This window comes from Acinetobacter sp. 22512, from assembly GCF_052044755.1.
GTDB classification, from domain to species: Bacteria; Pseudomonadota; Gammaproteobacteria; order Pseudomonadales; family Moraxellaceae; genus Acinetobacter; species Acinetobacter pittii.
The window spans coordinates 104,309-124,179 of sequence record NZ_JBQENP010000012.1 but is presented as its reverse complement, the minus strand read 5'-3'; the positions used below and the strand labels follow the sequence as shown (position 1 = coordinate 124,179).

The 19,871-nt window shown below is 40.2% G+C and carries 21 protein-coding genes; 7 read left to right on the top strand and 14 right to left on the bottom strand.

What is annotated here, in order from left to right; genetic code table 11:
* Positions 1-8 precede the first annotated feature (8 nt).
* Positions 9-575 carry a 5'-methylthioadenosine/S-adenosylhomocysteine nucleosidase family protein gene (locus tag ACTJJG_RS13715; protein WP_002120771.1) on the top strand — a complete coding sequence of 189 codons (567 nt, stop codon included), beginning with the start codon at positions 9-11 and terminating at the stop codon, positions 573-575.
* A gap of 34 nt (positions 576-609) precedes the next feature.
* On the opposite strand, the gene ACTJJG_RS13710 is transcribed toward ACTJJG_RS13715, so the two are convergent.
* The 12 genes from ACTJJG_RS13710 to ubiG all read right to left on the bottom strand — a co-directional run bounded on the left by ACTJJG_RS13710 (position 610) and on the right by ubiG (position 11,571).
* Entirely contained in the window at positions 610-1,230 is a 621-nt protein-coding gene (locus tag ACTJJG_RS13710) for a TetR/AcrR family transcriptional regulator (protein ID WP_005071782.1), read from the bottom strand.
* A gap of 259 nt (positions 1,231-1,489) precedes the next feature.
* Positions 1,490-2,290, bottom strand: a complete 801-nt coding sequence (locus ACTJJG_RS13705; RefSeq protein WP_032012563.1) for an ABC transporter ATP-binding protein — start codon at positions 2,288-2,290, stop codon at positions 1,490-1,492.
* A 13-nt stretch (positions 2,291-2,303) separates the two neighbouring features.
* On the bottom strand, positions 2,304-3,101 hold the full coding sequence (gene ssuC / locus ACTJJG_RS13700; RefSeq protein ID WP_002120785.1) for an aliphatic sulfonate ABC transporter permease SsuC: 798 nt from the start codon (positions 3,099-3,101) through the stop codon (positions 2,304-2,306).
* Positions 3,098-4,273 carry an FMNH2-dependent alkanesulfonate monooxygenase gene (gene ssuD / locus ACTJJG_RS13695; RefSeq protein ID WP_014208027.1) on the bottom strand — a complete coding sequence of 392 codons (1,176 nt, stop codon included), beginning with the start codon at positions 4,271-4,273 and terminating at the stop codon, positions 3,098-3,100. The genes ssuC and ssuD overlap by 4 nt, the downstream gene beginning before the upstream one ends.
* 26 nt (positions 4,274-4,299) lie before the next feature.
* Positions 4,300-5,283 (bottom strand): sulfonate ABC transporter substrate-binding protein, encoded by a 984-nt coding sequence (locus ACTJJG_RS13690; RefSeq protein WP_032012564.1) that lies wholly within the window; start codon positions 5,281-5,283, stop codon positions 4,300-4,302.
* Between the two features lie 72 nt (positions 5,284-5,355).
* Complete coding sequence (locus tag ACTJJG_RS13685) at positions 5,356-6,324, bottom strand: sulfonate ABC transporter substrate-binding protein (RefSeq protein WP_440608965.1); 969 nt, start codon at positions 6,322-6,324, stop codon at positions 5,356-5,358.
* Positions 6,325-6,660: 336 nt separating this feature from the next.
* The gene (gene argA / locus ACTJJG_RS13680; RefSeq protein ID WP_016802669.1) at positions 6,661-8,016 is read right to left on the bottom strand and encodes an amino-acid N-acetyltransferase; all 1,356 of its coding nucleotides are present in this window, start codon (positions 8,014-8,016) and stop codon (positions 6,661-6,663) included.
* Between the two features lie 120 nt (positions 8,017-8,136).
* On the bottom strand, positions 8,137-8,475 hold the full coding sequence (locus ACTJJG_RS13675) for an RcnB family protein (RefSeq protein ID WP_032014929.1): 339 nt from the start codon (positions 8,473-8,475) through the stop codon (positions 8,137-8,139).
* A gap of 240 nt (positions 8,476-8,715) precedes the next feature.
* The gene (locus ACTJJG_RS13670) at positions 8,716-9,129 is read right to left on the bottom strand and encodes an RcnB family protein (RefSeq protein WP_005071792.1); all 414 of its coding nucleotides are present in this window, start codon (positions 9,127-9,129) and stop codon (positions 8,716-8,718) included.
* 215 nt (positions 9,130-9,344) lie between these two features.
* Positions 9,345-10,091, bottom strand: coding sequence for a YciK family oxidoreductase (locus ACTJJG_RS13665; RefSeq protein WP_032014928.1), 747 nt, complete (start codon positions 10,089-10,091; stop codon positions 9,345-9,347).
* Between the two features lie 68 nt (positions 10,092-10,159).
* Positions 10,160-10,861, bottom strand: coding sequence for an HAD family hydrolase (locus ACTJJG_RS13660; protein WP_440608964.1), 702 nt, complete (start codon positions 10,859-10,861; stop codon positions 10,160-10,162).
* Positions 10,858-11,571, bottom strand: coding sequence for a bifunctional 2-polyprenyl-6-hydroxyphenol methylase/3-demethylubiquinol 3-O-methyltransferase UbiG (ubiG, locus tag ACTJJG_RS13655; RefSeq protein WP_005804826.1), 714 nt, complete (start codon positions 11,569-11,571; stop codon positions 10,858-10,860). The genes ACTJJG_RS13660 and ubiG overlap by 4 nt, the downstream gene beginning before the upstream one ends.
* A gap of 180 nt (positions 11,572-11,751) precedes the next feature.
* Between ubiG and ACTJJG_RS13650 the strand changes: the two genes are divergently transcribed.
* On the top strand, positions 11,752-12,369 hold the full coding sequence (locus ACTJJG_RS13650; protein WP_440608963.1) for a thiol:disulfide interchange protein DsbA/DsbL: 618 nt from the start codon (positions 11,752-11,754) through the stop codon (positions 12,367-12,369).
* Between the two features lie 90 nt (positions 12,370-12,459).
* Here ACTJJG_RS13650 and ACTJJG_RS13645 read toward each other — a convergent pair whose 3' ends face one another.
* On the bottom strand, positions 12,460-13,107 hold the full coding sequence (locus ACTJJG_RS13645) for a TetR/AcrR family transcriptional regulator (protein WP_002120773.1): 648 nt from the start codon (positions 13,105-13,107) through the stop codon (positions 12,460-12,462).
* A 137-nt stretch (positions 13,108-13,244) separates the two neighbouring features.
* Complete coding sequence (locus ACTJJG_RS13640) at positions 13,245-13,883, bottom strand: TetR family transcriptional regulator (protein ID WP_033850857.1); 639 nt, start codon at positions 13,881-13,883, stop codon at positions 13,245-13,247.
* Between the two features lie 173 nt (positions 13,884-14,056).
* On the opposite strand from ACTJJG_RS13640, the gene ACTJJG_RS13635 reads away from it, so the two are divergent.
* The 5 genes from ACTJJG_RS13635 to ACTJJG_RS13615 all read left to right on the top strand — a co-directional run bounded on the left by ACTJJG_RS13635 (position 14,057) and on the right by ACTJJG_RS13615 (position 19,589).
* Complete coding sequence (locus ACTJJG_RS13635; protein WP_440608962.1) at positions 14,057-15,082, top strand: ferredoxin reductase; 1,026 nt, start codon at positions 14,057-14,059, stop codon at positions 15,080-15,082.
* A gap of 30 nt (positions 15,083-15,112) precedes the next feature.
* Positions 15,113-16,255 carry a fatty acid desaturase family protein gene (locus tag ACTJJG_RS13630; protein WP_078221350.1) on the top strand — a complete coding sequence of 381 codons (1,143 nt, stop codon included), beginning with the start codon at positions 15,113-15,115 and terminating at the stop codon, positions 16,253-16,255.
* Positions 16,256-16,414: 159 nt separating this feature from the next.
* Complete coding sequence (gene rph, locus ACTJJG_RS13625) at positions 16,415-17,131, top strand: ribonuclease PH (RefSeq protein WP_002120794.1); 717 nt, start codon at positions 16,415-16,417, stop codon at positions 17,129-17,131.
* 133 nt (positions 17,132-17,264) lie between these two features.
* Complete coding sequence (locus ACTJJG_RS13620) at positions 17,265-17,399, top strand: hypothetical protein (protein ID WP_255787789.1); 135 nt, start codon at positions 17,265-17,267, stop codon at positions 17,397-17,399.
* 21 nt (positions 17,400-17,420) lie between these two features.
* A complete protein-coding gene (locus ACTJJG_RS13615) occupies positions 17,421-19,589 on the top strand; it encodes a phosphocholine-specific phospholipase C (RefSeq protein WP_440608961.1) in 2,169 nt (722 codons plus the stop codon).
* Positions 19,590-19,871: the final 282 nt, after the last annotated feature.

Here is a 19,871-nt window from a genome sequence, read left to right as displayed (position 1 = left end):
CTTTTTGAATGAACACTGATATTGCTTTAATTATGGCGCTTCCTAATGAATCTAAGGGTTTATTTGAACAAGCAGGTGTTGAAGTCCATTACAGTGGTATTGGTAAGATTAATGCTGCCTTTAAAGCATTTGAAGTTATTCAAAAAACAGGCTGTAAAACTCTAATTAACTTAGGTACAGCGGGAAGCTCTGCATTTAATCGACATGATTTAGTCGAAGTAAAAACTTTTGTACAACGGGATATGGATGTTTCACCCCTAGGGTTTGAAGTAGGTGTAACGCCGTTAGATGATCATTTGGCGGCAGAGATTCATCTTCAACCACATTTTATTGATTTGCCAAAAGCAGTATGTGGAACAGGTGATTCATTTGAAACAGGTCAGCCAAAAGTAGCTTGTGATGTGGTTGATATGGAAGGCTATGCTTTAGCTAAAGTGTGCCATAAGTTAGGTGTACGATTAATCTCGGTGAAGTATATTACTGATGGGGCAGATGACACTGCGCATCTGGATTGGGAAGAAAATTTATTGTTAGGGGCCCAGAAACTCCTAGCACTTTATCAAAATCATTTCTAAAAAAAGATCGGCAAATTTGCCGATCTTTTTTATTTTAGCGAGGTAATACGCCGTATAGCATCATATGTACCGTATGCTCAATCGAACGCTGGAACATACTGCGGTTACGAAGCGTTTTACCAGTCACCATTTCCATTTGAGTTGCAAAATCTGCATAGTTTTGCGTAAGGCCCCAAATATTTAAGATTAATAATTCTGGGTCGATATCTGGGGAAATCTTTCCTTCTTCTTGCCAAGTCTGAATGACTTTAGCTTTGCGTTTAAATAGCTTTTTCAAAGGCCCTTTCAGTATAGGCAAAATATGTGGAGCGCCTTGAATAATTTCTAGTGCAAACAATCTAGATGCTTTCGGTTGGCTACGAGACAGTTCGATTTTTTGAATTAAATAGTGAGATAAGGCTTCGGCTGGTTCTAATTCAGCTTCTAAAGTTTGTAAGGGGGCCAACCATTTTTGTAAAACGGTTGTGAGCACTTCTACATATAAAGACTCTTTATTTTCATAGTAATAGAAAATATTCGACTTATGCATGTCGGCGAGTTGGGCAATTTCATCCAGACTTGCGCCACTAAACCCATAGACTGAAAATACGTCAAGGGCGGCAGCAAGAAGCTGATTGCGCTTTTGGGTACTCTTTTTTTGTTCCATCTGCTGCATAATTAAAAAAATAATATTCCCATTGTAAGGGAAATTGTTTGATTTGTGCACAGGTGTCTTGCTTTTTTAATCAAAAAACGGCTACTTATTTGTGTAATAGATATACTATTGTGCAAAAAATAGAGAGATTCACTAGTTTATTGTTATTCTTAAAAATATTTTTTTATTTTCGCCCTAAAAAAGAGCAATAAAACAGCAGTTTTATTGCTCGTAAATTGGGCAATTTTCGGTTGAACAGTTCTCATTACTCATCACAACCTTAAGTTGCCAAAACCGCATCGAGTACTTGTTGCTCAAGTTGAGCAAAAGTAATACTTTTTTTACGCGGGCGCGGCAAATTAACTTGGAAACTGTGAGCAATCTGGCCCTTATCTAATAAGATAATACGGTCAGCTAATTGCACTGCTTCACTTACATCGTGTGTGACCAGAATTGCAGTAAAGCCTTGCTCCTTCCACAAGCGCTCAATCAAGCTTTGCATCTCAAGCCGAGTTAGAGCATCTAATGCACCCAAAGGTTCGTCTAGCAACAATATGCGTGGAGTATGTGATAGTGCACGGGCTAGAGCAGTGCGCTGACGTTGACCACCTGAGAGCTGGGAAGGCCATTGTCCCGCTTTTTCTTTTAAACCTACTTTTTCTAATAATTCTTCTGCCAAAGCATGTTGTGATTTTGGTAGCCCAAGTTGAACATTTTGAAGAATATTTCTCCAAGGAAGTAAACGAGGATCTTGGAACATTACTCGAATATCATCGTTCGTAATGCCTTCACGTAAATGTCGGGCAGATTTAAATTTGATTTCCCCAAAGCTGGCTTTTTCAAGTTGAGCAATTAAACGGAGTAACGTACTTTTGCCACAACCACTTCGGCCAACAATTGCTAAAAACTCACCCGGCTGGATGTGTAGGTCAAGATCTTCGAGGACCTTTACCTCACCATAAAATTTATAAAGTTGCTCAATCAGAATCTCTGCTCCTAATACAGGTTCTTGAGATTCTGTTGGTTCTTCCGGAATGAGCTGCACTTCATTCTGATTAATATTTAAATTCAGATTTGTCATGTTCTAAGCTCCCTTATTTCTGATATCCAGAGTGCCAACGTAGTAAATAGCGTTCCAAAAGCTGTGCTAAAACATCTGCCAGTTTGCCTAGTAAGGCGTACAGAAGAATACCGACCAGAACTACATCCGTTTGTAAAAACTCACGTGCATTCATGGTCATATAACCAATACCTGCTTGAGCTGAAATGGTTTCAGCAACAATAAGCAATACCCAAACCAAACCTAAAGCAAAGCGTAAACCCACTAAAATAGAAGGCATCGCACCCGGCAAAATAATTTCTTTGTAAAGCTGCCAACGTGAAAGTCCGTAGCTTTTACCCATCTCAATCAATTGAGGGTCAACTGACCGAATACCGTGATAGGTGTTGATATAGATAGGGAAGAAAACACCTACGGCGACTAAAAATAATTTCGCTGTTTCATCAATCCCGAACCACAAGATGACAAGTGGGATAAGTGCTAAGGCTGGGATGTTACGAATCATTTGTAAGGTCGTGTCGAGCAGGGTAGAGGCGAAACGCGAAGACCCGTTGAGTAGACCTAATAACAAACCTAAACCGCCGCCTATCAGAAGGCCAAGCAGTGCACGACCAGCACTGACTTTAACGTGCTGCCAGAGTTCGCCACTCACCAGTAGATGCCAAAAAGCGGAAACTACAGCAGTAGGTGCGGGTAAAATACGGCTTTCTAAAAGACCCGAACTTGAGGCAATTTGCCAAACAACCAATAGAAGAATAGGGAAAATCCAAGGCAGCAAACGCTGCCCGATTTGTTTTGTTCCACGTGAAACAACACTTTCAGCTTTGCTCATGCAGGCTCCTTGACGGAACTATTTAGCTTCTTCTCGTCTGGAACATAATTGTTGGCAATAATTTCACCGAATGGACCGGTTAAATTTGGCTGAGCAAGTTTAGCGCGAGTTTCAATTGGTAATAACGGGAATACTAACTCTGCAAAACGAATTGATTCTTCAAGGTGTGGATAGCCTGAGAAAATGAAAGTATCAATACCTAAATCAGCATATTCCTGAATACGGGCAGCAACGGTTTCAGGATCGCCTACAAGTGCTGTACCTGCACCACCACGAACTAAACCAATACCAGCCCAAAGGTTTGGAGATACTTCTAGTTTGTCTCGATTACCGCCGTGGAGAGCCGCCATACGTTGTTGGCCTACAGAGTCCATTTGTGCAAATTTTTTCTGTGCGGCAGCAATAGTCGCATCATCAAGATATTGGATAAGCTCGTTCGCTGCTGCCCAAGCTTGTTCGTTGGTTTCACGAACAATCACATGTAAGCGAATGCCATAAGTTAATTTGCGGCCTTTAGCCTCAGCTTTAGCACGAACATGTTCGATCTTTTGTTTAACTGCCTCTGGTGGTTCACCCCACGTAAGGTAAGTATCGACTTGCTCAGCTGCAAGATCGACAGCGACGTCTGAAGAACCACCAAACCAAAGTGGTGGATAAGGCTTTTGAACAGGTGGGTAAAGTAGTTTTGCATCATCCACTTGTAAACGTTCACCGTGGAATGTAAAAGCTTCACCCGTATGTGAGCGTGTCAAAATCTCACGCCAGATTTTTACGTATTCATTGGCAGTTTGATAACGTGTTGAGTGATCTTCATATAAACCATCTCCGCGTAATTCAGCCTCATCACCACCAGTCACTAAGTTGAGTAATACACGACCATTCGACAAACGGTCAAACGTTGCAGCCATACGAGCAGCTAAAGCTGGTGTGGTTACCCCTGGTCGTAATGCAACTAAAAATTTAAGGTGTTGAGTTGCATCAATTAGGCTAGCCGCCGTAATCCAAGGATCTTCACATGAACGACCTGTTGGAATAAGTACACCTTCGTAACCTAAATTATCTACTGCCACAGCAATTTGCTTCATATAGGCATGGTCAACCTGACGAGCGCCTTTACTTGTACCTAAATAGCGACTATCACCATGGGTAGGAATAAACCAGAAAATTTTCATGTGCATTACCTATATATCTATTGAAATTACTTGGCGCCCCAAACAGCTTGTTTAATGCTGATTGGTTTAGGGATGATGCCTTGTTGAGTAAAGATGTCTGCGAGTTGCTGTTGCTCAGCAATCACTTTGCTGCTGAGTGGAGCTGCTGATGAAGGACGAGGACGGCGTTTAATAAATAAGTCACTGGTTGCAGGCTTAAGCCCTGTGCTTTGGCCAATCGCACCAGCCGTTTCTGCTTGATGACTTTGAACCCATTTGTCAGCTTGATTGATTTGTTTGATGAGCCCGGAAACAGCTTTAGGATGTTGTTTAACAAAATTTGGAGCTGCTAAATAAAATGTATAGTTCGGACTTAAGCCTTTACCTGATGCAAGAACACGAGCTTGATCTTCTAGTTGTGCTGAAGCGAAGTAAGGATCCCAAATTGCCCATGCATCAACGGCACCTTTTTGAAATGCTGCGCGAGCATCGGCAGGGGTAAGCCAGATGGGGGTAATATCGCTCCAGTTTAGGCCTGCTTTACGTACAGCTTGCACAAGTAAGTAATGTGAGCTCGAACCTTTTTGCAGTGCAATGCGTTTACCTTTAAGGTCTTTCAGCTGTTTGAGCTGTGAGTTTTTTGGAACTAAAATTGCCGATGCCAAGGGCTTAGCCGCTTCATAAGCAATATAATATAAAGGCTTGCCAGCCGCTTGAGCATAGACAGGAGGTGTATCTCCAGTAACGCCTACATCAAGCGAACCGACAGCTAAAGCTTCTAAAATTTGTGGACCAGCAGGGAACTCATTCCAAGTAATTTTTGCATTTGGGAATTCTTGCTCAAATAGCTTTTGCTGTTTGGCAATTGCAAAGTTAATCGAGCTTTTTTGAAAACCAATACGAAGTTCTTTTACAGTAGGGTCTATTGCCCAAGCTGGCGCTGCGATTGTTAAGCCTAATACAGTGACTGCACTGAGGCGCTTAATTAATTGTGTCCACTGACTCTTAATAAATAATGACTGATGTTGCATATTGATATCCTTGTTCCCCTTGAGGTGAGGCACAGCATTTATATGATTATTTAAGCCGTGCCCAAGCTGGGTTTATTTCAGTTTTAAAATGGCGTCTTGAATGGTGAGTTTGTTTGGAATGAGCTTTTGCGCATAAAAAGCATCAGCCACATATTGTTGTTCTTGTGCCACCTTGTCAGAGATTGGCTGAACTCCAAAACCCATACGTGAAATGGAAGTTTTGAGTACATCAAACTCAAGTGCGGTAGGTTTTTCGAGTAACTTGGCAGCTTCATCCTGATGTGAACTTACCCACTTAGTGGTCTGGTTAAGTGTCTGTACAACAGTGTTGAGTACTTTCGGATTATTTTCTGCAAATTTACGGTCAGCTAAATAGAACTGATGATTGCTTACCAAATTTTCACCTGTTGCTAAAACTCGTGCCTGAATTTGATGTTCAGCTGCTGCAAAAAACGGATCCCAGATCACCCATGCATCCACAGCACCTTTTTCAAAAGCAGCACGTGCGTCTGATGGCGGTAAATAAACAGGTTGAATATCACTTAAGCTTAAGTTGTTGGCTTCTAGAACCTTTAACAATAGGTAATGAACATTTGAGCCTTTGTTAAGAGCAACACGTTTGCCTTTTAAGTCTTTAATAGACTGGATTGGAGAGTCTTTTTGTACCAATAGTGCTTCAGCTTTTGGCGCAGCAGGTTGGTTTGCGACATAAATTAAATTTGGATTGGCCGCTTGAGCAAAAATAGGTGGCGCTTCACCTGCTTCACCCAGTGAAACACTTCCTACGTTTAAACCTTCAAGCAATTGAGGGCCAGCAGGGAATTCAACCCATTTCACTTGCACGCCTTGTTCTTTTAATGCTTTTTCTAAGTCACCACGAGCCTTTAAAATAGGAAGAATTCCATATTTTTGATAGCCGATATTTAAGGTTGTGGTGGCTTGTTCCTCTTTTTTGGCACAACCACTTAACATCATCACTCCTGCAAGGCTGGCCGCGATGACTGAATATTTTGCCCATGAAGTGGTGTTGAAAAGTGCCATGAGATTTCGTACTCCCCGAAAGAGAAAAAGAAAAAAAATAATTGGATGAGCAGATACCCTAAATGGATTTTTATTTCAGAAAAAATAAGTATTCGGTCTTTATTTATGCAAAAAAAAGCTAAACACAATAGGCTATAAACTTATGCGAAAAAATGATTTATCTAATAGAAATATATTTAATGAATTATTATTAAGTTAATGTAAATAAAATAAAAAATATTAAAACCTTAAAAAATTTAGATTTAAAAAAAGTACAACCATAAATTAATCGTGTTTACGGTTGTACTTTTTGAACTAAGCTTATCTGAAATAAGAATATCTTAAAATTAGCAAAGGCTAAGGAAGCAGTTTCTTAAAGACTAAAGAATTTCTCTGATAGTTATAGAGTGCCTGACGAGCATTTGGTAAGTCATCAACACTCACCTGATGAAAACCGTGTTCTAAGAACCAGTGAGCGGTTCGAGTCGTTAAAACAAATAATTGACGAATACCTTGTTCTTTTGCCTTTTCTTCAAGGAATTGCAAAATCTGGCTGCCACGGTTCGATTTACGATAACTTGGGTGTACTGCGACGCAGGCGATTTCTGCTGAACGTGTTTCATTAAATTCGGTTGGAATTGGATAAAGTGCAGCACACGCTAGAATCGTACCATCGCGTTCAATGACAGCGAACTGGCTAATCTCTTGCTCTAAACGTTCACGCGAACGATACACTAAGATACCTTCTTCTTCTAATGGACGTAATAAATTCATTAAACCGCCCACATCTTGAATGTTGGCCATGCGAACTTCTTCATAATGCGCATCGGTAATCATGGTACCGATACCATCTCGAGTAAATAACTCTTCGAGAAGGGCGCCATCATAGGCATAAGAAATAAGATGAACGCGGTGTACGCCTGATAAAGATGCTTTTTTTGCCTGTTGCAAATGCAAGGTGAGTGTTGGGCTAATGGTTTGGTATTGTTGAATATAGTAGTCCAGTTGATGTGGGCTTAATTCACGTAATATTTGCTCATCTTCATTCAGCAATCCTTGTTGCTCACCTAGAAAAATGAGTTTATCTGCTTTTAAATAAGTTGCAGTTTTGGTCGCAACTTCTTCTGCTCGCAAGTTAAACACCTCACCTGTAGTGGAGTAACCTGTTGGCCCTAGCAGTACAATATTATGATTATCGAGGTGTCGATCAATCGCATCTGTATCGATAGAACGAACTTCACCTGTAAGCTGGAAATCCATGCCATCACGAATGCCATAAGGTTTAGCAGTCACAAAATTACCTGACACCACATCTATGCGAGCGCCGTACATTGGCGAGTTTGCTAAGCCCATAGAAAGCAATGCTTCGATTTCTAGGCGGATAGAACCTACAGCACTCATGACACAGCTTAAAGATTCACGTGTGGTAATACGGCTGTTGTCATAAAAAGGAGTTTCGATTCCTTTTTCTTTAAGATTTTGATTAATTTGCGGACGCGCACCGTACACGAGAATTAAGCGAATACCAAGAGAGTGCAATAAAGCAATGTCGTGAATGATATGTTCGAAATTAGGATGACGGACTGCTTCACCACCAAACATCAACACAAATGTTTTATCGCGGTGAGCATTAATGTAGGGCGCTGAGTGTCGAAACCAGTGTACATAATGCTGGGTGTTATTATGCGACTTACTTACAGGCTTACTTGACATACCGATCTCGAATCAACAGCAAAAAGATATAAAGATGATTCTAAACAAAAAAGATTAAAGCCGCATGTTTTAGATAAAAAAACACCCAAATTGAAATTTGGGTGCTTAAAAAGTTTTAAATTAGTAAACCACTCTAATGATTTTATGACTTTGTTCATTCACCAGTACATAATTTCCATTCACTTTATACCATTTTTGGTAACGACCTGGTTTAGTCAATTTTTGATGTTGACGATAGTCAATCACGTAACGTGAATGTCGATACTCATGCGGTACAACCTGGCCTACTCGCCACGCATTGTGATGATCATCTTTTTTAATCACTTTAACTGTTTTTACTTCTTTTACTTCATGGTTTTGGTAATTGCCATGATGATTATGATCGTTTGGTGCTGCCATGGCTGTTGTTGCAACTAAACCACTAAGAGAAAGAACAATCGCTGTTGTTAATTTTTTCATTGTAAACCTCGAATGATGAGCTGAATTTCAATAATTAAAGATTAGTGAACAATTGCAGATAAATCGTGGAGGCCAAGAAGAATAAATGTGAAAACTCTCTATGAAATAAGAAGAAATTAAGAAAATTCATCATTTAAGAATATAAAAAATCTTTTTATTTTTAAGTTAGATAAGCAATAAAAAAGGATAAAACCGAGAGGTTTTATCCTTTTTATTCAGCGATAGCGAGGGTCTATCGCCTTAAAAACCACGGATACTCACAATGCTATTAGAATCTGTGTCGACTAAAATATAGTCATTGTTGATTTTGTACCATTGTTGATTACGGCCTGGTTTTGGCAAGTTACTGTCTTTATAGTCGACTTTATAGCCATTACCACGATAGTGCTGTGGCATAACATAGCCAGGCTGCCAGCGATGTTGTTTTAAGCGTTCAAAGCCACGCTCTTCGCGCATACGGCGTTCATCACGGATACGATCATCATCATGATCACGTCCAAATCCTGGTCCACGATCATTCCACTCACCACGTGGACCTCCACCTTTAGGACCTTTCGGACCATGGCCTCGGTCAAAAGGAGGATCAGCAAAGCTCGCCATACTTGTGGTTAGTACGGTTATGCAAAGGGCTAAGATGGTGAACAACTTTTTCATGATGCATCCTCGTTTACATCTGATGTCTCTCATGTTGAATACTCTACGCGCAAAATGCAGAGAAACTGTGAAGATCATTTAATGGTTCAATTAAAATTACGGATAGATCAAGGGTTTTTATCAATAATAAAAAAGGCTTGTATATCTTTTCAGGTATAGGCAAGCCAGATTTGATGATTGGCCGTAATTTAATTTAGCTTTTTCATCTTTAACTTTTAATCCTGCGCATCAATACTTTGACCATTGAGTGCCAAGCTGTCTTCACCCATTAAATAGAGGTAAGCAGGCAAGATTGACTCAGGTGTAGGTAGTGTCTTCGGATCTTCTTGTGGGTAGGCTTTCGCACGCATTGCAGTACGTGTTGCGCCTGGGTTAATGCAATTAAAGCGAATATTTGGATAAGTATTTTCCGCTGCAAAAATTTTACTCACTGCTTCAATTGCAATTTTGGAGACAGAATATGCGCCCCATAAAGCTCGTGCTTCACGGCCTACACCTGAGCTGGTAAATACAACAGAGGCGTTTTCTGACTTTTGCAAAAGTGGTAATAAGGCTTGAGTGAGGGCAAACGGAGCACGTAAGTTAACTGCCATCACGTCATCCCATACTTCTGTTGGGTAATGTGCTAGCTCTACACGTTCACCTAAAATACCCGCATTATGCAAAATACCGTCTAGACGCCCAAACTGCTTTTCGAGCGTATCGACTAAAAATTCATAATCACGGTCAGAGGCACTTGAAAGCTGTAGCGGTAAAATCGCGGGTTGCGGTGCACCTAGACTTTCAATTTCATCATAAATAACTTCAAGTTTATTTAAGGTTCTACCATGCAGGACAACAGTCGCACCATGTAGGGCATAACTTAGAGCCGCAGCTCGCCCAATTCCATCACCAGCACCGGTAATTAAAATAATTCGATCTTTGAGTAGATCCGGACGAGGTTGGTATTCTGAATATTTCATTGGTAAACCTCCTTCTTTTTATATTGATAAAACAAATAGCCGTTAAAAAAGTCTATAAAACTCTTAAGTTAACTTATCATACGCTGATTTTCCTGTAGAGCAGGAAGCTTTTGACGTAACATATCGTGTAATTCTGTCACTGTATTTACAATCGAATCGGCCTGCCAAGCGGCTAAATCATCACGGTGTTCAATAGGCAAATAACCGTACGCAGCTAAAATAGTGTACATATTGGCATTGCGACCAGCATCGATATCACGTGGGTGGTCGCCCACATAAATAATTTCATCTGCTTGGATGTTTAACTGTTTAGCAGCCAAATACATTGGTTCAGGGTCTGGTTTGGTTTTACTGACATCTTCAGGACATACCAAAACCGCACAGCGTTCTGTTAGATTTAACTTTTCTAAAAGAGATTCACTTAATCCGCGTGGTTTATTGGTCACAATACCCCACGGGATTTGCGCAGCTTCTAACTCTTCTAGAAGTGGATACATGCCTTCAAACAGATCTGTATCCACCACAATATTATTGCCGTACAGATCTAAAAAGTTTTGACGATGTGCCAAGAATATTGGGTTGGCCACATCTAGCTCTGGATAGACCAATTTCACCATCGCACGTGCACCTTCAGACACCTGAGTGCGAATAAGATCGGCTTCTACAACAGGGCGTCTTGCATCACGGCACATTTGCTGAATAATACGAATGAAATCCGCAGCTGTATCGATAAGCGTACCGTCTAAATCAAATAAAACAGCTTTCATCATGCACCTGTATTAATCGTATGAACCATATAGTTAACGTCGACATTTGGCGCTAACCAGTAATGCTTGGTCAGTGGGTTGTAATGTAGTCCAGTCATTTCTTTTAACGTAAGGCCTGCATTACGAATATCATGTGCCATTTCAGATGGTCGAATAAATTTATGATAATCATGCGTACCTTTTGGCAACATGCGTAGGACGTACTCTGCACCGATAATGGCAAATAAATAAGATTTTGGGTTACGGTTAATGGTCGAGAAGAACACATGGCCGCCCGGTTTAACCAGAGCCTGACAAGCTTTTACAATAGATGCCGGATCTGGAACGTGTTCCATCATTTCCATACAAGTCACCACGTCGTATTGACCTGCTTGTTCTTGTGCTAATTCTTCTACAGGAATTTGACGATATTCAATATTTTGAACATTTTCTTGCTGAGCATGTAAACGGCCGACAGCTAGAGGTGCTTCACCCATATCAATGCCTAATACATCTGCACCACGACGTGCCATGCTTTCGGCCAAGATGCCGCCGCCACAGCCGACATCAAGTACTTTTTTACCAGCGAGACCGCCTGCACGTTCATCAATCCAGTTAAGACGTAGTGGATTGATCTGGTGAAGTGGGCGAAATTCAGAATGTTGATCCCACCATTTGGCAGCAAGTGCTTCAAACTTTGCGATTTCTTGTAAATCAACATTCAATTGCGACATGGTGCTACCTCTAAACTTGAGTTATCTTTTTGGATGTAGTTCGCCGTTAGTGTAGCGATTATTGGGAAAAAAGCGATAAACCCAATAAAAAACTTCACAGAAGCAAAACGAATTTAGCATATTTGTTTTATATTTAGGGGATAAGCTAATGCATAACAACTTAGAGGAAAAGCTGTCGCAATGAAAAAATTGGTTTTGGGTGGTTTGAGTGCAGCAATTATGGCCGTATCGGGTAGTGCAATGGCAGCAGATTTTGTTGCTGGTAAAGACTATACCGTGCTTGCCAATCCAGGCAAAGTGGAAGTTCCGGGGAAAATCGAAGTTCGAGAGTTCTTTTGGTATGGATGCCCACACTGTTTTAAACTTGAACCGCATATGCAAACGTGGTTAAAACAGATTCCTAAAGATGTACGTTTTGTACGTACACCTGCTGCAATGAATAAAATGTGGGAACAAGGGGCGCGTACGTATTATACATCTGAGGCATTAGGTGTACGTAAACGCACGCATTTACCACTATTCCATGCGATTCAAGTGAACGGTCAACAAATTTTTGATCAGGCTTCTGCTGCGAAATTCTTTACTCGTTATGGCGTACCTGAGCAGAAATTTAATAGTACTTACAACTCGTTTGCTGTGACTGCAAAAGTTGCCGAGTCAAATAAACTTGCTCAACAGTACCAATTAACAGGCGTACCTGCAGTTGTCGTGAATGGTAAATATGTTGTGCAGGGTGAAGATGGTAAAGTCACTCAAGTTCTTAATTATTTAATTGAGAAAGAACGTAAAGCAAAATAAGTTGTTTAGGCTTTACTTCAAAAAAAATGGGCTTCATGTGAAGCCCATTTTTATATTTAATTTATCGTTAATTATCACGAAATAATTCAATTAATTTTGCTGATTTTCATCTTCAATCTGAAAATTTAAAACATCAAAATTAGCTGTTTGAGTCGGCAATGATAATGCCTGATTAATATATAAATTAATTAATTTTTGGCGAGAACCAATCGAACGCTGGTAATAAGTAGAATTTAAAAGCAGTGATGCACCATAAGTCAGTGACCAGATATAAGACAAATAGTCACGAATCGACATATCATAATTCAATGATTTTAAATAATTTTCTGTAATATCTTTAATTGCCAAAATACGCTGTTGGCGAATTTCATAAAGCTCTTCGAAAAGATGCTTCAACTTAGACTCTGTCATCGTCAGATTTTCTTCAAGTTGATGCAATAGAATCGTTTTCCCTGGTGCAAGTAAATGATGAAGCATGTAATGAGGAGCATATTCTTTGAAATCTGTATTATATTTTTTAGAAATTTCTAAAATTTGCTTTTCATTTTGAATAATGAGCTCAAGTAGAAGCTCATTTTTACTTCTAAAATGCTTATAAAGGGTGCCTTTAGCAATATCTAGCTCGGCCACTAACTCATCTAGAGTAATTTCCTGATTGTTTTCTAATAACAACTTTTCTGCCACGCTCAGAATTTTTTCTTTACGCATCAAAAACTGTGTATGACGATCAAGATTCATAGGTATTCCCACACCAGTTTGGCCTAACTAATAGTTTACTTCCTGTAAAAAGAAAAAGACTTTTCTCGAAATTTTTAGCCTTTTTCTTTCTCTCTTTACGTATTACCACATAACCTGTTTTTTGTCATTTGCCGCTTCTACCGTTCCCAGTTTGCAATCCCTCTAAACAGTAAGCGAACTTGTGTAGAAGCATTTTCAATAAAGGCAGTTTGTTGCAGCTTGAGCTGTTCACCTTGATATTGTTTCGATAGGTTGAGCCACGTCATTGCCCATGTAAATGACATATTAGTCAAAATGGTAGATAAGACATTTAAGTCTTGAGAATTTTGAATATGTTTAAAATTTTCGAGTTTAGTAAGATCAGTTGTGAGATCTTCAATCAAAAATTCGATTTCTCGGGCAATTGCTGCACGAACCGTTTCTGAGCCTCCCCAACGTTCAGCAATCATAAATTGCCATTGCTTAGGGCTATGATTTACTGCCTGCACAAATAGCTCAATACTGGTTTGGGTTTTAGCAGATTTATGTTGTAAGTAACTTTGTCCAAGTTGATGTAAAACACTTTTTAAATGTAGGGCAACTTGATCGACCAATTCCTTGCCGAGCTCATCCATGTCCTGAAAATGGCGGTAGAACGCTGTCGGTACTAAACCAACTTCACGTGCAACTTCACGCAAACTGATACTACTGAACGAACGCCCAGACGTGCTTAGATGCAAGGCTGCATCGAGAAGTGCCTGACGACTTTGCTGTTTTCGTTCATCCCGTATCGACATTAAAAGAACCTATTTAAACCGTGAGCCAAAGTCTAACAAAAAAGAGCAAACTTTCATAAAAAAAATAGTGAACAAGTGTTGACTGAGTGAATAGTTATAAATATAGTGTACATATGTTCACTATACGAACATGTGTTCACTCAAATAAATAGCCAGAAACAAAAGAGGAACGTATGAACGCAACACTTAGCTATCAGCCACATTGGGTTCGAGAAGATTTCGTTGATTTTGTCTTGCAGAAAATTAACGTGACTTGGGCGTGGAAAAGGGTACTTGCAGAAGTTACTGCAGTTCAGCCACTTCATACCGATATGGTGCTTATCAAGCTTAAACCGAATCGTAATTTTAATTTCGATCAGGTCCGCGCAGGTCAAAGTATTCTGCTGACTTTGCTCATCGATGGCGTTTACCAACAGCGTAGTTATTCAATTATTGAAGTGACTACTCAGGGTGAAATCGCTTTAGGTATTAAAGTACAAGGTTTGGTGTCTCGTGCAGCTCAACTATTACATGTGGGTGAGTGTGTTGAGATTTCACAGCCACAAGGTGATTTTATTTTGCACCAAGGTCAGCATCCTGCGATTTTGATTGCGTCAGGAAGCGGTATAACTGCAATTTATTCACTCTTGCAGCAAGCTTTAAAACAGCAACTTGAACAAATTCATGTCATTTATTTTAATCGTGCGGAAATTTTTCATACTGAATTAAAAGCTTTGGCAGAACAGCACCCGCAGCTTCAATATCACTTTTTTAATACCACCGAGCAAAAGCAGCATTTAACTGAAAGCTTACTGCAAAAGCTGGTTCCAGATTTCGAGCAAACAGCAACTTATGTTTGTGGTCATCATGGCATGATGCAGCAAGCCAATGAAATTTATGCACAAAAAGGTGCTCAGTCGCAGCTTCATCAAGAGTATTTTCAGCCACTTCAAGTGACTGGTACACATGTAGCACAGCCTGTTATTTTCCGCCGTGCTCAACACGAGTTTTTAGCTGAAACAAATTTACTGAGCAGTGCAGAGCAAGCCGGTTTACGCCCACAACATGGTTGCCGTATGGGTGTTTGCAATAAATGCAGCTGTACCAAGGTAAGCGGAGTTACTCAAAACTTGTTAACTGGTGAAATTGAAGATCAACCGAACCGTCCAATTAAACTATGCGTGAGCCAGGCATTAAGCCCAGTCACAATTGATCTATAAAAAGAATTAAAGAGGATTAACCCTATGAATATGGCATTAGAATTTTCTACTGTTTCTAAATCTGCTCATTTAACACCTGAACAGACTGAAGAGTTTGGTCGCCGTGTTGAGCAGATTCGTCAAGACGTTATGCAAAGTCTTGGTGAGCAAGATGCAAAATATATCTATAAAGTACGTAATTTTGTTCGATATACCGAAATCGCATCGCGTGGCATGTTGATGTTTGGTGGTTGGATTCCGCCAGTCTGGCTACTAGGCACAGGCTTATTAGGTATTTCTAAAATTGTAGAAAACATGGAACTTGGTCATAACGTCATGCATGGTCAGTTTGACTGGTTAAATGAACCAAGCTTGAATGGTAATACTTACGATTGGGATACCATTGCATCGGGTGATGACTGGCGTGAAACACATAACTATGTGCACCACACCTATACCAATATTGTCGGTAAAGACCATGATGTTGGTTATGGTATTTTGCGAGTAAGTGATCAACAGAAGTGGGAACCCCGCCACCTGTTTAATATTCCTCTAGGTCTACAGTTAATGTTTTTCTTTGAGTGGTATGTAGGCGTGCAAAACTTACATCTTGAAGATGCATTAGTTTATAAAACCAAGAGCTGGAAACAGGTTTGGAAAGATTCGGCTAAAGTCCGTAAAAAAGCCACACGCCAAGTTTTAAAAGACTATGTATTTTTCCCTGTGATCTCTGGCCCTATGTTTTTACCAGTTTTTGCAGGAAATGTAGTTGCGAATATTATTCGTAACTTGTGGTCATCTGCTGTGATCTTTAATGGTCACTTTACTGAAGATGCAGAAACGTTTGAGCCTGATAATACTGATACCGAAACTAAGGCCGAGTGGTACTTACGCCAGATTCGTGGTTCAAGTAATTTTAGTGGTACAGAATGGCTACATTTTATGAGTGGTAACTTAAGTCATCAGATTGAGCATCATTTATTTCCAGATATGCCAGCTAACCGCTATAAAGAAGTAGCACCGAAAATTAAGGCACTTTGCGCAGAATATGGCATTAACTACAACGAAGCGAACTTTATGCGCCAGTTCTGGAGTGTATGGGTACGTTTAGCGAAATGTTCACTACCAAACCATACCACTGGAAAAGTGATGCAGACATTAGAAAAGTTAAAAGCAAAATTTAAATTTGCATAATCTCAGTTAATTCAAAATAGCTCCTTTTTAGGGGCTATTTTTATTTCTGAATTATAAAAATTGCAGACTTACATTTGAAAGTAGGGAATAAACTCAACCTGTCAAAATCCTTTGCTATACTATGCCCAAGTTTGTATTTAAGAGAAGTTAGGAAGGATTATGCGTATTGACCAACGTGCATTAGACCAATTACGTGAAGTGAAAATTACACGAAACTACACCCGTTATGCTGAAGGTTCTGTGCTGGTCGAATTTGGTCACACCAAAGTCCTTTGTACTGCAAGCATTGATAACTCAGTGCCACGCTTTTTAAAAGGCCAAGGCCAAGGCTGGGTAACGGCAGAATATGGCATGTTACCGCGTTCAACCCATTCACGTTGTGACCGTGAAGCGGCTCGTGGCAAACAAACTGGTCGTACTCAAGAAATCCAACGTTTGATTGGCCGTAGCTTACGTGCGATGGTTGATTTGAAAAAGCTTGGTGAAAACACGATTACCATCGACTGTGACGTGATTCAAGCTGATGGTGGTACGCGTACTGCTTCAATCACTGGTGCTGCTGTAGCATTAGTTGATGCGATGAATGTTTTATTGTCTCAAAAGAAAATTAAGCATGATCCGCTTAAAGGGTTGGTTGCTGCAATTTCTGTTGGTATGTATCAAGACGAAGTGTTGCTTGATCTTTGCTATGAAGAAGACTCGAACTGTCAAACTGACTTAAATGTAGTAATGACTCAAGCAGGCGAGTTTATCGAAATTCAAGGTACAGCAGAAGATAAACCGTTTACCCGCGCTCAAAGTAATGCCATGTTAGAAATGGCTGAAAAAGGAATTGCCGAACTCATTAAAAAGCAACAAGAAGCTTTAGGCTGGTAATTTTACGCTTTCTGAAAAACGCATCTTTGGATGCGTTTTTTTATGCCTTCATCAAACCGACATAAAAACATCACTTGCCTGTCACTTTAACGCTTTATTAGTAGTTCGCATTTAAACCGTTTGGAAAAAACCAATGCGAAAACTTTCACTTTTATTAATTACCTCTTTAGCACTCATGCTCAGTGCTTGTAACGATGATAACGACTCAGATAATTCATCGCCAACAACACCGCCCACCAGTAATTGCAAAATGCACTGTGCACCATAATAAGAACTCAGGATAGAACTAATGAATCGTCGCGAATTTCTTTTAAACTCTACAAAAACCATGTTTGGGACAGCTGCTTTAGCGAGTTTCCCGCTGAGTATTCAAAAAGCTTTAGCTATTGATGCCAAAGTTGAAAGTGGAACTATTCAAGATGTTAAACACATCGTGATTTTGACTCAGGAAAACCGTTCTTTCGATAATTATTTCGGAACATTGAAAGGTGTGCGTGGTTTTGGTGATCGTTTTACGATTCCAATGACGGAAAGCCGAAAGGTTTGGGAACAATATGATGCGAATAAAAAGAAAGTATTGCCTTACCATTTAGATAGTCGTTTAGGAAATGCTCAGCGTGTTTCAGGTACACCTCACTCATGGTCTGATGGCCAAGCAGCTTGGGACAATGGCCGTATGAGTGATTGGGTCGCTTATAAAAAACCACAGTCGATGGGCTACTATAAAAAACAAGAAGTTGAATATCAGTTTGCTTTAGCGAATGCTTTTACCATTTGTGATGCTTACCACTGTGCTATGCATGCTGGAACCAACCCAAACCGTAAGTTTATTTGGACTGGAACTAATGGTCCTACAGGTGCAGGTGTTGCGAGTGTTGTAAATGAATTTGATGGGATTGGAGCATCAACAGAAGGTTATGAATGGACGACGTATCCTGAGCGCTTACAGCAGGCTGGCGTAACATGGAAAGTCTATCAAAATATGCCTGATAACTTTACCGATAACCCGTTAGCTGGCTTCAAACAGTATCGCCGTGCAAATGAGCAATCTGGTCAACCTGTCAGTAACGACACGCTAACGTGTCCAGCATACGATGAAAAGATTGATGCGACTCAACCACTTTACAAAGGTATTGCCAATACCATGCCGGACGGTGGTTTTTTAGGAACTTTTAAAGCTGATATTGCACAAGGTAAATTACCGCAGGTGAGTTGGTTGGTCGCTCCTGCTACTTATAGTGAACATCCGGGACCATCTAGTCCTGTACAAGGTGCTTGGTATATTCAGGAAGTATTAAATGCATTAACTGAAAACCCTGAGTTGTGGAGCCAAACCGTTTTATTGGTGAACTTCGATGAAAATGACGGTTTCTTTGACCATATTCCTTCACCAAGTGCACCTTCTAAAGATGTAAACGGTGTTGTATATGGAAAAACGACTTTAAACGATCAGCAAGTGTCTTATGAGTACTTTAACCATCCAGCAGTAGCGACTTCAAAATCTCAACCTAAGCCAGATGGTCGAGTGTATGGACCAGGGGTACGCGTTCCCATGTATGTGATTTCGCCGTGGAGCCGTGGAGGATGGGTAAATTCTCAAGTCTTTGACCATACCTCTATTTTACAGTTCTTGGAAAAACGCTTTGGTGTGCAAGAACCTAACATTAGCCCTTACCGCCGTGCTGTATGTGGTGATTTAACGACGGCATTTAATTTTAAAACACCGAACCTTCTGCCTGTTGCTGAACTAGATGGGAAGAAAACCAAAGCCGAAGCCGATGCGATTCGTGTTGCTCAAGCTTTATTGCCACAAGTTCCTGTTCCGAGCCAGCAGCAATTTCCTCAGCAGGAAATGGGAATTAGGCCATCACGTGCTTTGCCATATATTTTGCACACCAGTGCCAAAGTCGATGTCACTCAAAAAACGATTAAGCTGATGTTCTCTAATACAGGTAAACAAGCAGCCGTTTTTCATGTCTATAACCGATTAGATCTTACGGCAATTCCACGTCGTTATATGGTTGAGGCGGGTAAACAGCTCGATGATGTATGGAATGCTACAAATGGGCAGTATGATTTATGGGTACTCGGACCAAATGGTTTCCACCGTGCGTTTAAAGGTAATTTGAGTCAAGCTAACCAGACTCAAGCATTACCGGAAATTAGAGTATGTGTGGAAGAGTGTGATGCGAATTTGTATTTAAAAGTGCGTCATGATGGTAATAAGTCAGTCAAGCTCAACGTCAAAGCAAATGCTTATCTTCCAAACAAGACATGGACGATTGAAACCAATAGTTCTGAAAAAGAACTGGTTTGGGATATGTCTGAATTTGGTGGTTGGTATGACTTCACTGTGACTTTAGCTGATGATACTACTTTCAGTCGTCGTTTCGCAGGCCGTATAGAAACTCAAGAAGATTCAATTTCTGATCCATATATGGGTTATCTAGAGTCTTAGGTTGGTAAGTTATTTCTGTTAATGAAGGTATTGAAATTTATTCCTCATTAATTGGTGCTAAAAGTCATCTGCAACCTGTCTATAATCTATAAGGATCTTATTTTTGCAACAAAATAGGATAGAGGATAAAAATGGGCAGGTTTTGCAGATGACAATGCCTTTGGTTACTTTGGGCAAAACCAAAGTAACAGAATGAGCTGTTGGCAAAAAATTCTAAGCGATAAGACTCTGTCGCGTAGGAAAAGAGATATCCATGTCACGATAGTAAATAAAGGGAGTTAT

What these genes read in the sequence shown, in the direction of transcription:
- ACTJJG_RS13715 (WP_002120771.1), top strand. Translation starts at nt 9, where the DNA reads ATGAACACTGATATTGCTTTAATTATGGCGCTTCCTAATGAATCTAAG.
- ACTJJG_RS13710 (WP_005071782.1), bottom strand. Translation starts at nt 1,230, where the DNA reads ATGCAGCAGATGGAACAAAAAAAGAGTACCCAAAAGCGCAATCAGCTT.
- ACTJJG_RS13705 (WP_032012563.1), bottom strand. Translation starts at nt 2,290, where the DNA reads ATGACAAATCTGAATTTAAATATTAATCAGAATGAAGTGCAGCTCATT.
- ssuC (WP_002120785.1), bottom strand. Translation starts at nt 3,101, where the DNA reads ATGAGCAAAGCTGAAAGTGTTGTTTCACGTGGAACAAAACAAATCGGG.
- ssuD (WP_014208027.1), bottom strand. Translation starts at nt 4,273, where the DNA reads ATGAAAATTTTCTGGTTTATTCCTACCCATGGTGATAGTCGCTATTTA.
- ACTJJG_RS13690 (WP_032012564.1), bottom strand. Translation starts at nt 5,283, where the DNA reads ATGCAACATCAGTCATTATTTATTAAGAGTCAGTGGACACAATTAATT.
- ACTJJG_RS13685 (WP_440608965.1), bottom strand. Translation starts at nt 6,324, where the DNA reads ATGGCACTTTTCAACACCACTTCATGGGCAAAATATTCAGTCATCGCG.
- argA (WP_016802669.1), bottom strand. Translation starts at nt 8,016, where the DNA reads ATGTCAAGTAAGCCTGTAAGTAAGTCGCATAATAACACCCAGCATTAT.
- ACTJJG_RS13675 (WP_032014929.1), bottom strand. Translation starts at nt 8,475, where the DNA reads ATGAAAAAATTAACAACAGCGATTGTTCTTTCTCTTAGTGGTTTAGTT.
- ACTJJG_RS13670 (WP_005071792.1), bottom strand. Translation starts at nt 9,129, where the DNA reads ATGAAAAAGTTGTTCACCATCTTAGCCCTTTGCATAACCGTACTAACC.
- ACTJJG_RS13665 (WP_032014928.1), bottom strand. Translation starts at nt 10,091, where the DNA reads ATGAAATATTCAGAATACCAACCTCGTCCGGATCTACTCAAAGATCGA.
- ACTJJG_RS13660 (WP_440608964.1), bottom strand. Translation starts at nt 10,861, where the DNA reads ATGATGAAAGCTGTTTTATTTGATTTAGACGGTACGCTTATCGATACA.
- ubiG (WP_005804826.1), bottom strand. Translation starts at nt 11,571, where the DNA reads ATGTCGCAATTGAATGTTGATTTACAAGAAATCGCAAAGTTTGAAGCA.
- ACTJJG_RS13650 (WP_440608963.1), top strand. Translation starts at nt 11,752, where the DNA reads ATGAAAAAATTGGTTTTGGGTGGTTTGAGTGCAGCAATTATGGCCGTA.
- ACTJJG_RS13645 (WP_002120773.1), bottom strand. Translation starts at nt 13,107, where the DNA reads ATGAATCTTGATCGTCATACACAGTTTTTGATGCGTAAAGAAAAAATT.
- ACTJJG_RS13640 (WP_033850857.1), bottom strand. Translation starts at nt 13,883, where the DNA reads ATGTCGATACGGGATGAACGAAAACAGCAAAGTCGTCAGGCACTTCTC.
- ACTJJG_RS13635 (WP_440608962.1), top strand. Translation starts at nt 14,057, where the DNA reads ATGAACGCAACACTTAGCTATCAGCCACATTGGGTTCGAGAAGATTTC.
- ACTJJG_RS13630 (WP_078221350.1), top strand. Translation starts at nt 15,113, where the DNA reads ATGGCATTAGAATTTTCTACTGTTTCTAAATCTGCTCATTTAACACCT.
- rph (WP_002120794.1), top strand. Translation starts at nt 16,415, where the DNA reads ATGCGTATTGACCAACGTGCATTAGACCAATTACGTGAAGTGAAAATT.
- ACTJJG_RS13620 (WP_255787789.1), top strand. Translation starts at nt 17,265, where the DNA reads ATGCGAAAACTTTCACTTTTATTAATTACCTCTTTAGCACTCATGCTC.
- ACTJJG_RS13615 (WP_440608961.1), top strand. Translation starts at nt 17,421, where the DNA reads ATGAATCGTCGCGAATTTCTTTTAAACTCTACAAAAACCATGTTTGGG.